The 14,414-nt window shown below is 51.1% G+C and carries 10 protein-coding genes and 3 pseudogenes; 7 read left to right on the top strand and 6 right to left on the bottom strand.

What is annotated here, in order from left to right:
• Positions 1-61: 61 nt before the first annotated feature.
• Positions 62-733, top strand: a complete 672-nt coding sequence (locus DO97_RS10010) for a class I SAM-dependent methyltransferase (RefSeq protein ID WP_036532996.1) — start codon at positions 62-64, stop codon at positions 731-733.
• Here the strand turns inward: DO97_RS10010 and DO97_RS10005 are convergent.
• Together DO97_RS10005 and clpS are read right to left on the bottom strand one after the other, a co-directional pair.
• Positions 713-1,549, bottom strand: a complete 837-nt coding sequence (locus DO97_RS10005) for a CPBP family intramembrane glutamic endopeptidase (RefSeq protein WP_036532994.1) — start codon at positions 1,547-1,549, stop codon at positions 713-715. The two genes, DO97_RS10010 and DO97_RS10005, sit on opposite strands and share 21 nt — an antisense overlap.
• Positions 1,550-1,601: 52 nt before the next feature.
• A complete protein-coding gene (gene clpS, locus DO97_RS10000) occupies positions 1,602-1,883 on the bottom strand; it encodes an ATP-dependent Clp protease adapter ClpS (RefSeq protein WP_036532992.1) in 282 nt (93 codons plus the stop codon).
• Between the two features lie 359 nt (positions 1,884-2,242).
• On the opposite strand from clpS, the gene DO97_RS09995 reads away from it, so the two are divergent.
• The 5 genes and pseudogenes from DO97_RS09995 (at position 2,243) to DO97_RS31020 (ending at position 10,349) form a co-directional block, all read left to right on the top strand.
• A complete protein-coding gene (locus DO97_RS09995; protein ID WP_036532990.1) occupies positions 2,243-2,431 on the top strand; it encodes a hypothetical protein in 189 nt (62 codons plus the stop codon).
• 195 nt (positions 2,432-2,626) lie between these two features.
• Positions 2,627-4,781, top strand: a pseudogene (locus DO97_RS31025) (cation:proton antiporter).
• Between the two features lie 24 nt (positions 4,782-4,805).
• A complete protein-coding gene (locus tag DO97_RS20950) occupies positions 4,806-5,357 on the top strand; it encodes a hypothetical protein (RefSeq protein WP_156120521.1) in 552 nt (183 codons plus the stop codon).
• A gap of 147 nt (positions 5,358-5,504) precedes the next feature.
• Positions 5,505-6,729 (top strand): annotated as a pseudogene (gene chlP, locus DO97_RS09980) (geranylgeranyl reductase).
• A 1,209-nt stretch (positions 6,730-7,938) separates the two neighbouring features.
• Positions 7,939-10,349, top strand: a pseudogene (locus tag DO97_RS31020) (phosphoketolase family protein).
• A 161-nt stretch (positions 10,350-10,510) separates the two neighbouring features.
• Here DO97_RS31020 and DO97_RS09970 read toward each other — a convergent pair.
• Positions 10,511-10,816, bottom strand: a complete 306-nt coding sequence (locus DO97_RS09970; RefSeq protein ID WP_036532988.1) for a DUF3181 family protein — start codon at positions 10,814-10,816, stop codon at positions 10,511-10,513.
• Positions 10,817-10,898: 82 nt separating this feature from the next.
• A complete protein-coding gene (locus DO97_RS31015; RefSeq protein ID WP_036533071.1) occupies positions 10,899-11,147 on the bottom strand; it encodes a 2TM domain-containing protein in 249 nt (82 codons plus the stop codon).
• A gap of 204 nt (positions 11,148-11,351) precedes the next feature.
• Here DO97_RS31015 and shc point away from each other — a divergent pair, with 204 nt between their 5' ends.
• Positions 11,352-13,304: a squalene--hopene cyclase gene (gene shc / locus DO97_RS09960; protein ID WP_036532987.1), complete on the top strand. Its 1,953-nt coding sequence runs from the start codon at positions 11,352-11,354 to the stop codon at positions 13,302-13,304.
• Here the strand turns inward: shc and DO97_RS09955 are convergent.
• Together DO97_RS09955 and DO97_RS23875 are read right to left on the bottom strand one after the other, a co-directional pair.
• The gene (locus DO97_RS09955; RefSeq protein WP_036532985.1) at positions 13,292-14,080 is read right to left on the bottom strand and encodes a cobalt-precorrin-6A reductase; all 789 of its coding nucleotides are present in this window, start codon (positions 14,078-14,080) and stop codon (positions 13,292-13,294) included. The genes shc and DO97_RS09955 overlap by 13 nt on opposite strands.
• Positions 14,035-14,409: a DUF6464 family protein gene (locus DO97_RS23875; protein WP_156120520.1), complete on the bottom strand. Its 375-nt coding sequence runs from the start codon at positions 14,407-14,409 to the stop codon at positions 14,035-14,037. Before DO97_RS23875 ends, DO97_RS09955 begins: the two co-directional genes overlap by 46 nt.
• Between the last annotated feature and the right edge of the window lie 5 nt (positions 14,410-14,414).

Raw genomic sequence — 14,414 nt, 5'->3', positions numbered from 1 at the left:
ACTCCCTAGGGCTAGTATAGATTGTGGGCAGGTTCAAATTATTTCTGGCAGGATTTCCACAGTGTCCCGTCAAACGATTACTTTAGGCGATACCCTTTACGATTATCTCTTGTCGGTTTCCCTGCGGGAACCAGAGGTGCTGCGGCAACTCCGGGAAGAGACGGCCTTGCACCCCATGGCTCGGATGCAAATCGCTCCGGAGCAGGGGCAGTTTATGGCACTTTTGGTGCAGCTGCTCCAGGCTCGCAAAACCCTAGAGGTGGGGGTCTTCACGGGTTATAGCGCCTTAGTGGTTGCCCTGGCTTTACCCCCCGACGGCAAAATCATTGCCTGCGATCGCAGTCAGGAGTACACCGCGATCGCCCAACGCTACTGGCAGAGAGCTGGCGTCGCCGACAAAATCGACCTTCGCTTGGCTCCAGCCCTGGAAACCCTGGAGCAACTGCTCACAGCTGGAGAGGCCGAAACCTTTGACTTTGCCTTTATTGATGCCGATAAGGAAAATCAGAGTCTCTACTACGAGCGATCGCTGCAATTGATCCGTCCCGGTGGCCTGATTGCCATTGATAATGTGCTTTGGGGAGGGCGGGTCAGTGATCCCCAAAGCCAGGACCACCATACCCAAGCCATTCGTGCCTTTAACCAAAAACTAGCAATGGATCAACGGGTGGCACTGAGTCTGGTGCCCATTGGCGATGGCTTAACCCTAGCCTTAAAACTGCCCCCTTCCTAACCAACCCCAGCGCAGAAGCTCTGCAAGCAATCCTAAAAATAACAGCCCCATCAAGCCAGCCAAGGGGTTGTGATCAATGCCGGTGACCCAGGCAGGTGCTGCTTGGGTGTAGCGCACCAGTTGACCCACATTGATCAGGTAGTAACCCCAAACCAATCCCCCATGGATGCCAATGGCCAGTCCCAATCGTCCCTGGGTAACAGCCTTGGCTCTTACTAAGATCACCCCCAGGATCACTAAGCCTAAAAATTGGGGCCAGGTTCTAAAAATCTCTGGCAGGGGTCGGAGAAAATGCAGTCCAGCATAGATCAGACTCGTTACCCACAACACCAACTGGGGCGGATAGTCTCGTTGCAGTTCATCCAGCAACCACCCCCGGAAGAATAGTTCTTCTGCCAATCCCACCCCGAGGCCAACCATGAACCCTGCCAGCAGTAGCCCCACCCAGCCATGGGTCGGCGGTTGCCACACCAACCAACCCAGCCAGCCTTCCACCCCAAACAGCGCCCATAACAACCAGAAACCAACGCCCAGCCCTCGGAGATAATCCTGGCCATTCACCGCAGTCCAACGCAGCCCATAGCGGTGAAATAGATTCGACTCTCGGTAAACCAGGTGCCCCCATGCCCAAACGAGCAACAGAAATTCCCCGAAGAGCAACCCCATTGTCAAAATGCTGGCGAGATTGCGATCGCAAACTAGCCACAACATCGCCGCAGCCAAGGGTAACCAGCAGACCAGCAAGAGCAAGATGAAAATCCCGATCCGTACCGGAGCCGCAGCAGTGGCAAGACGATGGGTGTCCCGAGGGAGCATTGAGCGTCAGCCCAGGGTGGATCGGGGGATCGACATTCCCCGCTGTTTGTAGTTATTCATCCGGCTCAATGGTGCTACTGAGACCGTGACTCCGTAAGGTTTCGCAGTAGAACTCAGCGTGTTCTTGGGCACAGATGATCACCACGGCCAACCCATTGGTGTGGGCTTCCATCATAATGTTGACCGCTTGCGGCTCACTCAGATTGGGAATTGTTGTGATCAATACCTGGACTACATACTCCATGGAGTTGTAATCATCGTTATGGAGTAACACACGGTATCGGGGAGCAATTTTCCGAACGGTTGATCGTTTCTCAACGGTTTCCACAGACATAACTTTTATCCTCTTCCCTGCCGCTTCAGTCGTGGGGGCAATGGTCATTGGCGTCGCCGCTATTCGGTCGCGAGACCGTTGCTCCATCGCTGGATGCTAGATCCTCTTGGCTTGACTGGCTCATTGCCCAGCAGAGGATGACGGGATTAGAAACTCTGCCGAGAGAATCTTAAGCAATAGCTTACACCATCTCTACCTCCGGAGAGCCACCGCCAAAGTGGACAGGTTTCGCGCGGCACAGCAACTGCATTCAGCCCATTCCGGTAAGTTGGCCAACAACATTATTGATAACAACAACTTAAAATCGTCAATATTGAGGTTCGCTATTGGAACCGGGATTCACCCAAGGAGGATCAAATATGGAAGCTCAAACCCTGCAAACACGGGTTGCTGTGGTCAGAGAAAAGCGTGAATGCCTGGTACGTCTTTTAGAAGAACCGAGTCTCGGTATCTTGCGCATTGATGTTAATCAGGCCCTTGAGGAGATCGACGACCTCCTAGATGAGCTGAAGCAGACGTTCCCGGAAACCACCGAAACCAGCGAGTGAGTAGGGCGTTCCCGATTCATCAGCCTCCATGGGCTGAGAGCGCCTTCCTGGGAAGGCGCTCTCAGCATCTTCAAATCCGTTCTACCGCCCCCCTAGCCTTTGATGGGGTAGGAAACCTTTCGGTAAGCGTCGTGAGCGAGAGGATCATGCCACAATTGCGGTGGCTTCTTGCATTTTTAGGGCGACCTCAAAACTATGCAGACAGTTGTTCTGGTTCTGATTGACATTCTAGTTGTGATCGCCTTGTCAAGGCTGTTGGGGCAGGGATGTCGCTGGCTGAAGCAACCCCTTGTCATTGGTGAGATCATAGCCGGAATTTTGCTGGGGCCATCCTTCCTGGGTTGGATTGCACCGGACATTTCCGCAGCGTTGTTCCCCCCAACAACGGTACCTGTGCTGAATGTCCTCGCTCAGATCGGATTGATTTTTTTCATGTTCCTGATTGGGATGGAACTTGACCCTAAGTACCTCAAGGGACAGCTACAGGTTGCCATTCTCACCTCCCACGTCAGTATTTTGACACCCTTTGCCTTGGGAACGTTGCTGGCCTTGCTCCTCTATCCTCTGGTTTCTAGTGGGGATGTTGCCTTCACCGCCTTTGCCTTGTTCCTAGGGGCTGCGATGTCGATTACAGCATTTCCCGTTCTAGCCCGGATTATTACGGAGAGCAACTTACAGGGAACCCGCCTGGGTACACTGGCTCTGACCTGTGCAGCGGTCGATGATGTAACGGCTTGGTGCATTCTGGCCGTGGCGATCGCGGTTGCCCAGACAAATAGTATGACTGCTGCCATTCCCACCATTGTGCTGTCACTTCTCTACATCGCTGCTATGCTCACCGTTGGGCGATGGTTTCTCCGCCGCCTTGCCAAGCACTACGATCGCACCGGACGCCTCACCCAGCTGGTGGTAGCCGGAATTTACATGGGGGTGGTTACCTCTGCCTTGGTGACAGAACTCATTGGCATCCATCTGATCTTTGGTGCATTTTTACTGGGGGCAGTCATGCCCAAACATGCTGCCCTCACCCGTGAGTTGGCAGAAAAAACCGGAGGATTTTGTCCTGATATTTCTGCTGCCCGTATTTTTTGCCTATAGTGGGCTGCGCACGGAAATTGGTCTTTTGAATCGCCCAGAACTCTGGTTACTCTGTGGGCTGGTCTTGTTAGTCGCAATCTCTGGAAAATATATTGGAACCTATTTTGCAGCCCGAGTCAGTGGCATTGAGAAGCGGGAAGCTTCTGCTCTAGGTTGGCTGATGAATACCCGAGGGCTAACGGAACTGATTGTGCTCAATATTGGCCTCAGCCTGAATGTGATTTCACCGCTGTTGTTCACCATGCTGGTGATTATGGCCTTGGTGACCACCTTTATGACCTCGCCGCTGCTGGAGTGGACCTTCCCCAAAAAATTAATTCGCTTGGACTTGATTGCCACGGCAGACGCTGATGAACCAGTTAAACCTACCTATCGCGTCTTAGTGCCCGTCGCGAATCCGAGTACCCAAAAAGGGTTGGTACAATTGGCGGGGCGAATTGCGGGCACACGCCTCCAACCGGCAGTGGTGCATCCGCTGAGCTTAATTGAAGTGGAAGAAGACTATGCCTTTGGCAGTTTGCCTGCCGAAGTCGATCGCGAGATTCGACAACGTCGGGATCGGATTACAGAATTAATTCAGACTCTAGAACCACCGGAAATTCGTCCGCTTGTCCACCCCATCATTCACCCGTCCCTTGATGTTGCCAGGGAAACTGCCACCATTGCCGAGCTCGATCAGGCGAATCTCATCCTCGTTGGCTGGCATCGGCCTGCGTTTAGTAGTAACAGACTGGGAGGGCGCGTTGGCAAGATCCTCAACAGTGCTCCTGTGGATGTAGCCGTGTTTATTGATCGGGGTCGCGATGCCTTAACCTCGGTCCTATTACCCTATGCACCTAATATCCACAGTGATCTGGGGTTAGAACTGGCCTTAAGGTTGGTGCTCAATAGTGAGCAATGTCGTCTCACCATTTTGCGGCTTCATTCCAGTGATCAGCCCCCCCATGACTTGAGCTATGAATTTCGATCGCTGATGGAGAAGCTCCCCACCGTCGCCCGGGAACGGATTGAATTCCCAGCCATAGAGGCACCCGATCCCTTGCAATCAGTGGTGGAAGCTTCTGCTAATTTTGATTTAACAATCGCGGGAGCGAGTCGTGAATGGGGATTGGAACGCCAAACCCTGGGCAGATATGCCGATGAACTGGCGATCGCCTGCAAATCTTCTCTGCTGATTACCCGGCGTTACAGTCACGTGACCTCTCACCTGGCCTCCATGTTAGCGATCGCTGAAGCCCCATCCCCCCCTTGATAGTAACCCACCAGGAAACGTATCATGAGCCGTAACCTGCGTTTAAAATCCATGGCATTTTATGGGGGTGCCACTACCTTCGTCATTCTCTTGTTTAGCTGGGTCACCGCTTACGGTAGCACTCACCTTCAGGCTCCGCCCCCAATCAATGGTAAGTATGAAGTTGAGATTCAAAGCTCCTTACCGTGCCTGCAAGGAACGCCCCCTCCCACCCTCGAGTTAATTCTTCATCAGTCTGGTATTTACCTCAATGGGGGACTATTTTTGGTGAAAAACACCGACAAGGACGCAGTTCCATCTTCAGGGCTGTCGCACTCGCAGCCAACAGCAGTTTTGGAACCCACGTTATCGATGTTAGGTAAATTGCAGCAGCAACAGATCTCCCTCACTGGATCTATGCCCCAGTTGCATCTGTGCCAGAGCGCTTCGCATCCATCCCCAGCAGTGCAATTAATCGGTACGGTTCACAAGGGCATGATCAACGGTAGTTTACAGGTAGGGGCTTTACCTGAAAAGATCGCCTTCACAGCGACACTGGTAGAATCAGCAGCCACTGAGCGTCGGCCCAGTCATTAGTTTGCCTCTAGGTGGGGTGCCGGGCTCTTGGTTGCAACGTGTTAAGGTCTGTTGCAATTCATTCATATCCCTGGAATCCTGACTCAGCAACCAATTCAACCGTGATACCATCCACTCTGTAGCCATAAACAGATTGGGAGAAAACCTTTGGTACTACGGGTTGCTGTTGTTGGATCGGGTCCAGCAGGCTCCTCCGCTGCTGAGACGCTGGCGAAAGCTGGGATTGAAACCTACCTGATAGAACGCAAATTAGATAACGTCAAACCCTGTGGCGGTGCCATTCCGCTGTGTATGGTAAGTGAGTTTAATCTGCCGCCTCACATCATTGATCGACGAGTGCGGAAGATGAAGATGATCTCGCCCTCGAATGTTGAGGTCAACATTGGTAATACCCTGAAAGCGGATGAGTATATTGGCATGTGCCGTCGGGAAGTTTTAGATGGCTTCCTCCGCGATCGCGCTGTGGAGTGTGGGGCTCATCTGATCAATGGCACGGTTCATACCCTAGAGCTTTCCACAAACAGCACTGACGCTTCTACGATTCACTATGCGGATCACTCCGATGGCAGCTTGGAGGGAACCGCCAAGACCCTGAAAGTGGATCTGGTGATTGGAGCCGATGGGGCAAACTCCCGCGTTGCCAAAGCGATGGATGCTGGGGACTATAACTACGCGATCGCCTTCCAAGAGCGTATCCGACTGCCCGAAGATAAAATGGCCTACTATGAAGATCTGGCGGAAATGTATGTGGGCAATGATGTCTCCACAGATTTCTACGCCTGGGTATTTCCCAAGTATGACCATGTGGCGGTCGGAACTGGCACCATGCAGGTCAACAAAGCCGACATCAAAAAACTTCAGGCGGGGATTCGAGCCCGTGCCGCCGAAAAACTGCCGGGGGGGCAAAATCATTAAAGTCGAAGCTCATCCCATTCCCGAACATCCCCGTCCCCGGCGGGTCGTTGGTCGGGCAGCCCTGGTGGGAGATGCTGCTGGTTATGTAACCAAGTCCTCGGGTGAAGGGATTTACTTTGCTGCCAAGTCTGGGCGGATGTGTGCCGAGACCATTGTTGAGTTCTCCAATCAGGGGACCCGGATTCCGACTGAGGCGGATCTCAAAGTTTATCTGAAACGCTGGGATCGAACCTACGGCATCACTTACAAAGTTTTAGATCTGCTGCAAACAGTCTTCTATCGCTCCGATGCCACCCGCGAAGCCTTCGTGGAAATGTGCGCAGACTTGGATGTGCAAAAACTCACCTTTGACAGCTATCTGTATAAGACGGTGGTACCTGCCAACCCGTTGGTACAGTTGAAGATCACCGCTAAGACGATCGGAAGCTTGCTGAGAGGCAATGCCCTGGCTCCCTAGAGTCAGGATACGAAACTAAGATCCAAAATTAGGCGATCGGGGAGAATAACTCTGCGATCGCCTTTGTTTGTCTTTCATATAGATAAACCTCATGCTCCTGGCAAAATCACATAATTGATGAAAAACTTATAAAATCATAAGTAAAACTTGCGGAGCCCTAAAATTCCGTAATGCCCCGCTTTGTGTAAACGCCGCAAGCAGCAGGGTATTGGCTCTTCTGGGATCTTGATGAAAAAATGTGTCACTCCATACAAGTTAATTCATGAATAAAGCCTGAAAGCCTTATGGAGAAAGTCATTAGTCTTTCTCATCATCTCAAACCCAGATGAGCCGGGGAATTTATCCGCTCCAGATTAAATCATTTAAAAACATCAACCGCTTCAAGGTTTTACAGAAGATATTGAAAACAACAATCACAGAAACAAACCTGTATTTAGAGAAGAGTAGGCTGAGGTCAAAGGAATTTAGAATTCAGATTATTTAATCTCAGCTGCAGGCCTGTCAGAAAAAATCTTATTTCATTAATTTAAAATAAGCAAAATTTAATATTTATTCTATACAAGCATCCATTTCAATAATATTTCCTTAAACATCTATTAACCTCTTTATGCTCCTGGGTTTACCAAGTCAACTATCTAGTTATTTACCCATAATTGCGGTACAATAATTGCGGTACAATATGAATCTAAATCCATCTCTATTTTTCGGAATCTTGCTTTGATTGTAATGCGATTTACGAAGGAGAATACTGTATTACCCTTGCTCAATCAATTGAGTATTGAATATCTTGAAAGCTCCAGAAAGTCATCTCCCTTTCAAGGGTTATCGGATATTTTACAGTTAAGTCGCTGAACGAGAGAATCCCGAATTGTCCCTGTCAATATCTGGACTTCAAGTAGAAGCTTGACTAGTGATTGAGAAAAGGAAATGTTTCCGACAAACATTAGGAACATTTCCTTGGTGAAAAACTGATTATGATGATTGAAATTCTAAACATAGAAGTGTTAAACGTAAGCTTGAAGCTAATAAACTGGGTCGCTTTTGTAGATTATATGTTTCACGTTAGGTGCCAATCAAGCTGGTTAATGTATCTGTTCTAAATAAACAGGGCTTTTAAAGTTCTAAATAAACAGGGCTTTTAAAGCCCTCTAAAGTCCAAATCGTAAAGTTTTACCATCAAAATTCAACGCTGCTACTCCAAACCCAACCATGAACACATCAATTAGCGCCTTTGGAACCGCTCGTTCCACAATTGAGGGAAGCCCCCTCAGCCAAGAAGAGATCCGTAAGCTCCATTCCTATTGGTCAGCTGCTAACTATTTAGCCGTTGGCATGATTTATCTCCGGAGTAATCCATTACTTAGAGAGCCATTAAAGCCCGAACAGATTAAGAATCGCTTGCTAGGACATTGGGGTTCCAGTCCCGGAATTAGCTTCCTTTACACCCATCTCAACCGGGTAATTAAGAAATTTGACCAAGATTTACTTTTTTTGGTCGGGGCTGGTCATGGTGCGCCTGGATATCTCGGTCCCTGTTATCTAGAAGGCTCCTATTCCCACTTCTACGCTGAATGCAGCGAAGATGCAGCAGGGATGGAACATTTTTTCAAGCAGTTCTCCTTTCCTGGTGGCATCGGCAGTCACTGCACCCCTGAGACCCCCGGTTCTATTCATGACGGGGGGTGAGTTGGGCTATAGTCTTTCCCACGCCTTTGGTGCGGCATTTGATAATCCCAACCTCATTGTGGTGTCCATGCCGGGAGATGGCGAAGCCGAAACAGGGCCATTGGCAACCTCCTGGCACTCCAACAAATTCATCAACCCAATTCGGGATGGTGCAGTATTGCCGGTGCTGCACCTGAATGGATATAAGATCAACAACCCCACGATTCTCTCTCGGATTAGTCCCCGAGAATTGAAGGCACTGTTTGAAGGCTACGGATACGAACCTTACTTTGTAGAAGGTTCCGAGCCGGAATCAATGCATCAGGCAATGGCAGCTACCTTAGATCACTGCATCGCTCGGATTCATAGCATTCAACAGGAAGCCCGTTCCAGCGGGGTGGCAACTCGTCCCATCTGGCCCATGATCGTACTGCGATCTCCCAAAGGATGGACGGGCCCCGTCGAGGTGGATGGACACAAAGTTGAAGGGTTCTGGCGGGCTCACCAAGTACCCATGGGGGGGGATGCACAACAATCCAGAGCATCTGCGTCAACTAGAAGCATGGATGCGCAGCTATCAGCCAGATCAACTATTTGACGAAAATGGGACGCTACTGTCAGAAATTAAGGATATTGCCCCCAGGGGTGACAAAAGGCTTGGTTCCTCTCCCTATGGAAACGGTGGCTTATTAAGGCACGACCTGAAGATGCCCGATTTTCGGAAGTATGGGCTCAAGGTAGAAAAGCCAGCCACGATTGAGGTCGAAAACACGAAACCCTTGGGCGTGTTCCTCAGAGATGTCATGAAAAACAACATGACAAACTTTCGGGTGTTTGGCCCCGATGAAAATACTTCTAATAAATTGGGTGCGATCTACGAAGTCAGTAAGAAGTTTTGGATTGCGGACTACTTAGCAGAAGATGCTGACGGGGGTGAGCTATCGCCCGATGGTCGCGTGATGGAGATGCTGAGTGAGCATACCCTGGAAGGCTGGCTGGAAGGCTATTTGCTCACCGGGCGACACGGATTCTTCTCCACCTATGAGTCCTTTGCCCATGTGATTGACTCCATGTTTAACCAACATGCTAAGTGGTTGGAGATTTGCAATCACATTCACTGGCGGCAAGAGATTTCATCCCTCAACCTGCTGATTACCTCCACCGTCTGGCGGCAAGATCACAATGGCTTTACCCACCAGGATCCAGGCTTTCTAGATGTGGTATTGAATAAGAGTCCAGATGTGGTTCGCATTTACTTGCCACCCGATGTGAATACATTGCTGTCCGTAGCAGATCATTGTTTACGCAGTAAGAACTACATCAATGTGATTGTATGTGACAAGCAATTGCACTTGCAGTTTCACGATATGGATGCGGCGATCAGCAACTGCACAAAGGGTCTTGATATTTGGCATTGGGCAAGCACCGACAATGGAGAAGAGCCTGATGTAGTGCTAGTGACAGCGGGTGATATTCCCACCCAGGAGTCTCTAGCGGCGTCCTGTATGCTAAGAGAGAATTTTCCAGACTTGAAGATCCGTTTTATCAACGTAATTGACCTTTTCAAGCTGCTGCCAGAAACTGAACATCCCCATGGTTTGAGTGATCGCGACTTTGATAGTCTCTTCACAATTGATAAGCCTATCATTTTCAACTTCCATGGTTATCCCTGGTTGATCCACCGTCTCACCTATCGGCGGACAAATCACAAAAATCTGCATGTGCGAGGCTATAAGGAAAAGGGTAACATCAATACCCCTTTAGACCTGGCAATGTGCAACCAGATTGATCGCTTCAGTATTGCGATCGATGTTATTGACCGGATTCCAAAATTACGTGTAGCTGGCGCTCATGTGAAGGAGATGCTCAAAAACGAGCAAATTTCTTGCCGAAATTATGCTTACGAACAGGGGGTCGATCGCCCCGATGTAGTGAGTTGGAAATGGCCCTACTAATTCAGCTAGTAACTGGTTCGCTAACTGCTGTTACTGAGGCTCATAAACCTGAAATATGCTGTATACAATCGATTTACTGATAGAAATCGGAAAACCTTAACAGCAATTACCTGGGGCAGAATCAATGGCATGAATCTCAGGATTTCGTTAAATTCGATTGTTTAAAGATCCTGCTGAAACCGTTCCAAAAGATCCAGCAAGGCTAGCTGACAGGGCATTGGCAACAGGTCAATCAACGGTACTTCCCGCCGCCCTCCCCCCAGTTTCACCGATAGCTCTTCAAGAATTTTCAGCACTGCTGCTTCGGTGAGCGATCGCTGTGTCATTAAGGGATAAAAGCGCTCTGCCAATACCGTATGTAAGTGAGCATTCGACAGGTACAGATGCCACTTGGCAATGTCCATGTAAACCTGTTCACCAATCTCAGCTGCCAGAGCTTCAATGATTTCACTGCTAGATCGAGCCATCACCCAAACCTCCCAAAGATTAATGCTGTGGATATTGGCTGTGGATATTTAAGGTCGAACTGAAACCCTGCCTCCCTGAGGTTTAGGAGCTTGATTTGGTATAACGGGCGATGGCGAAAATGAAAAGGCCATGACCCAAGAGCCCGATTCCCCAACCCAAGGTGACCCAAGTTGCCCAAGGCCATTCCTGAGCCTGTAAATTCTGAAAAAACCACAGCCCCGAATTACTGGCTGCAAAGATTGCCACATGCATGGCAAAGTTCATGCGGTCATCCAGGCGACGATAGGCTGGGTCGTTACGGTCAGGCTGGCGCGGCCAACGGGGAGGCATAGACGGGGTCGAAACCAACGAAGGGGGATTACTAAACCCATTGTAGGCTGGATGCCCTGATCCCAGGGAGAGAATCTGGAGAGGCAGGAGTAGCGGTTGCCAGGGGACTGTTCCAGCTGATTTTGTGGAACACTCTGGAGTCACTCGATGATGGCCTGAATGTTACAGTGAGCAAAATTCAGGTTCATTCTCCTCAGATTCGCTATGCAAATGCAGGAACCAGTGACGATTACCGGATTAGACACGGCGATCGCCCTGAGTCAGAACTATCTGCTGGCCACTCAGAACGACGCTGGATACTGGTGGGCTGAACTGGAGTCGAATGTCACCATTACTGCCGAAGCCGTCTTAGTGCATAAGATTTGGGGTACCGATAAAAACCGCCCCTTGCATAAGGTGGAAGCCTATCTGCGATCGCAACAACGAAATCACGGTGGCTGGGAATTGTTTTACGGCGATGGGGGAGAGCTGAGTACGACCGTCGAAGCCTACATGGCGATGCGGTTGCTGGGGGTCTCGGCGACAGACCCAGCTTTGCTGCGGGCCAAGGAATTTGTGTTGGCACGGGGCGGCATTCGCAAAACTCGCATTTTCACCAAAATGCACCTGGCACTGATTGGCTGCTATGGCTGGGAGGGGATTCCCTCCATTCCCCCCTGGGTGATGTTGCTCCCCAACCAACCGATTTTTACAATTTACGAAATGTCCAGTTGGGCGCGGGGGAGTACGGTTCCCCTCTTGATTGTCTTTGACAAAAAGCCGATCTATACCGTTGATCCAGCCGTTACCCTAGAGGAGCTCTACCTGGAGCCTCCCAGGGAGCGACGGTTTGAGATTTCCCGCAGCCAAACCTGGACGGATATTTTTGTGACGCTGGATGACCTGTTCAAACTTGGGGAAAAACTCAACTTGGTGCCCTTCCGAGAACAGGGCTTAAAAGCCGCTGAGAAATGGGTTTTGGAGCGCCAGGAAGCAACGGGGGATTGGGGGGGCATTATCCCAGCGATGCTCAACTCACTCCTAGCTCTGCGCTGCCTCGACTATGACTCTGCGGACCCGATTGTAGAGCGGGGGCTGCGAGCAGTAGACAACTTTGCCATTGAAACCACCGAAACCTACCGTGTCCAGCCCTGTATCTCCCCGGTGTGGGACACGGCCCTAGTGATGCGCGCCTTGGTAGATTCGGGGATGGCGGTAGATCACCCCGCCTTGGTCAAGGGTGGCAACTGGCTGATCGAAAAGCAAATTCTCGACTATGGCGATTGGCAGATCAAGAATCTCCACGGCCAACCGGGTGCCTGGGCTTTTGAGTTTGAGAACCGCTTTTATCCCGATGTGGATGATACCGCTGTGGTGGTGATGGCGTTGAGTGCCGTGCAACTGCCCAATGAGCAGCTGCAACAACAGGCGATCGCCCGAGCAGTCAATTGGGTCGCCTCCATGCAATGTCGGGATGGGGGCTGGGCTGCCTTTGACTTAGACAATAATGCTGACTGGCTGAATCTCCTGCCCTACGGGGATCTCAAGGCCATGATTGACCCCAACACCGCCGATGTCACCGCCCGTGTTTTAGAAATGGTAGGTCGATTGACAGTTCCAGACTTGGAGTTGGCGCTCACTCCCTACAACCTCGACCGTGCCCTCAACTATCTCACCCAAGAGCAGGAATCCGAGGGGTGCTGGTTTGGCCGCTGGGGGGTCAACTATATCTACGGTACCAGTGGGGTGTTGGCGGCACTGGCCCTGATTGCCCCTCAATCTCATCACCGCCAAATTCAGCGGGGAGCCGCCTGGTTGGCGAGCTGTCAGAATCCCGATGGAGGCTGGGGTGAAACCTGCCGCAGCTACGATGACCCTGGTTTGAAGGGGCAGGGATGCAGTACGGCCTCTCAGACAGCTTGGGCACTCATCGGGTTATTGGCAGCGGGGGATGCTACGAAAGAGTATAACCGTGATGCCCTCGATCGCGGGATCAATTACCTGCTCAATAGCCAACGCACGGATGGTACCTGGGATGAGTCGGACTTCACCGGCACAGGCTTTCCTGGTCACTTTTATCTGAAATACCACCTCTATCAGCAACACTTTCCCCTGACTGCTTTAGGGCGTTACCGGGCCTGCTTTGCCGCCTCACACTCCAGTGATTATCGGCAGTAGCGCTGACAAAAGGCGATCACCTCTGGCAATTCGGAGGTGAGATGGGGATAGGTGAGGGGGGGTCTGGCGATCACAACCAGGGGGATGCCCAGTTGAGTCGCAAGTTGACGTTTGATCGCTTCACCACCGGGGGTGCCCGACGCCTTGGTCACCACCAGAGAAATCTGCCACTGTTGCCAGAGAGCCTGTTCCAAGTCTGCTGAGATCGGGGGACGCAGCGCTATCAGGCGATCGCGGGTGAATCCGGCAGCAACAGCAGCCGTTAGAGCCTGGGTGGATGGGAGAATCCGGGCAAACAATCTGGCCTGATCCTGCCAGGGTTGAAAGAGTTGCAGAGAGCGATACCCAATCGTCAATAGCACCCGCTCCCCCCCGAGGCGATCGCTGGCTAAGAGAGAGGTCAAACTCTCAAACGACTCAATGGCTTCCCCAGTGGTGATCAGCGGTCGTTCATAGCGCAGGTAGGGCAATTGATATTGTTGAGCAAAGGCGATCGCAAGCTGGGAAATTGCCACCGCATAGGGATGGGACGCATCCAAAATTGCGGTAATGTGCTGCTGCTGCAAAAACAATGGCAAGGCTTCGGGACTCAGTTGTCCTACCCAAACTTGCAAAAAAGGAGAGGGGGGATACAGGCTACGAGCGGTTGCGGTGGTGACTGAAACCGTGCAAGGCAGGGAATGGGCTACTAGTAGCTGGGCTAATGCAGCACTTTCCTGAGTGCCGCCAATCAACCAGAGTCTTCCGGTATACAGAGATGGGGATAGATCAAACATATCTCCTGGCTCCTGCCCCGATATTCAGGCGCAGATAGCGGCTGGTGTTGATAATGGGGACACCCCTCACAAGGCCCCATGGGGTTGACTGCACAGCGTAAATAAGCTGAGTGGGCATTGAACTGGCAAGCTGCATTGCCGATCCAGGGCGGCGCTCGGCGACGGGGAGGGTGGAGCAACAGTGGAGTGCGGCAATCTCGCTCCCGTCTTGCGGCCTCAATGGCCAGTCTTAATCGTTCCTGGGTACGGGCTTCGGTTTCCCACAGGATCAACATCGACACAAAGGCCAAGATTAAACCAACGCTGATGATCAGGAGCAGTTCCATCATGGCGG

Origin of the sequence: Neosynechococcus sphagnicola sy1 (genome assembly GCF_000775285.1) — a bacterium.
GTDB classification, from domain to species: Bacteria; Cyanobacteriota; Cyanobacteriia; order Neosynechococcales; family Neosynechococcaceae; genus Neosynechococcus; species Neosynechococcus sphagnicola.
This window is presented reverse-complemented; position numbering and strand designations above follow the sequence as displayed.

Bases quoted from the DNA above. Each gene is read 5' to 3' on its own strand.
- DO97_RS10005 (WP_036532994.1), bottom strand. From the start codon at position 1,549: ATGCTCCCTCGGGACACCCATCGTCTTGCCACTGCTGCGGCTCCGGTA.
- clpS (WP_036532992.1), bottom strand. From the start codon at position 1,883: ATGTCTGTGGAAACCGTTGAGAAACGATCAACCGTTCGGAAAATTGCT.
- DO97_RS09995 (WP_036532990.1), top strand. From the start codon at position 2,243: ATGGAAGCTCAAACCCTGCAAACACGGGTTGCTGTGGTCAGAGAAAAG.
- DO97_RS20950 (WP_156120521.1), top strand. From the start codon at position 4,806: ATGAGCCGTAACCTGCGTTTAAAATCCATGGCATTTTATGGGGGTGCC.
- DO97_RS09970 (WP_036532988.1), bottom strand. From the start codon at position 10,816: ATGGCTCGATCTAGCAGTGAAATCATTGAAGCTCTGGCAGCTGAGATT.
- DO97_RS31015 (WP_036533071.1), bottom strand. From the start codon at position 11,147: ATGCCTCCCCGTTGGCCGCGCCAGCCTGACCGTAACGACCCAGCCTAT.
- shc (WP_036532987.1), top strand. From the start codon at position 11,352: ATGCAAATGCAGGAACCAGTGACGATTACCGGATTAGACACGGCGATC.
- DO97_RS09955 (WP_036532985.1), bottom strand. From the start codon at position 14,080: ATGTTTGATCTATCCCCATCTCTGTATACCGGAAGACTCTGGTTGATT.
- DO97_RS23875 (WP_156120520.1), bottom strand. From the start codon at position 14,409: ATGATGGAACTGCTCCTGATCATCAGCGTTGGTTTAATCTTGGCCTTT.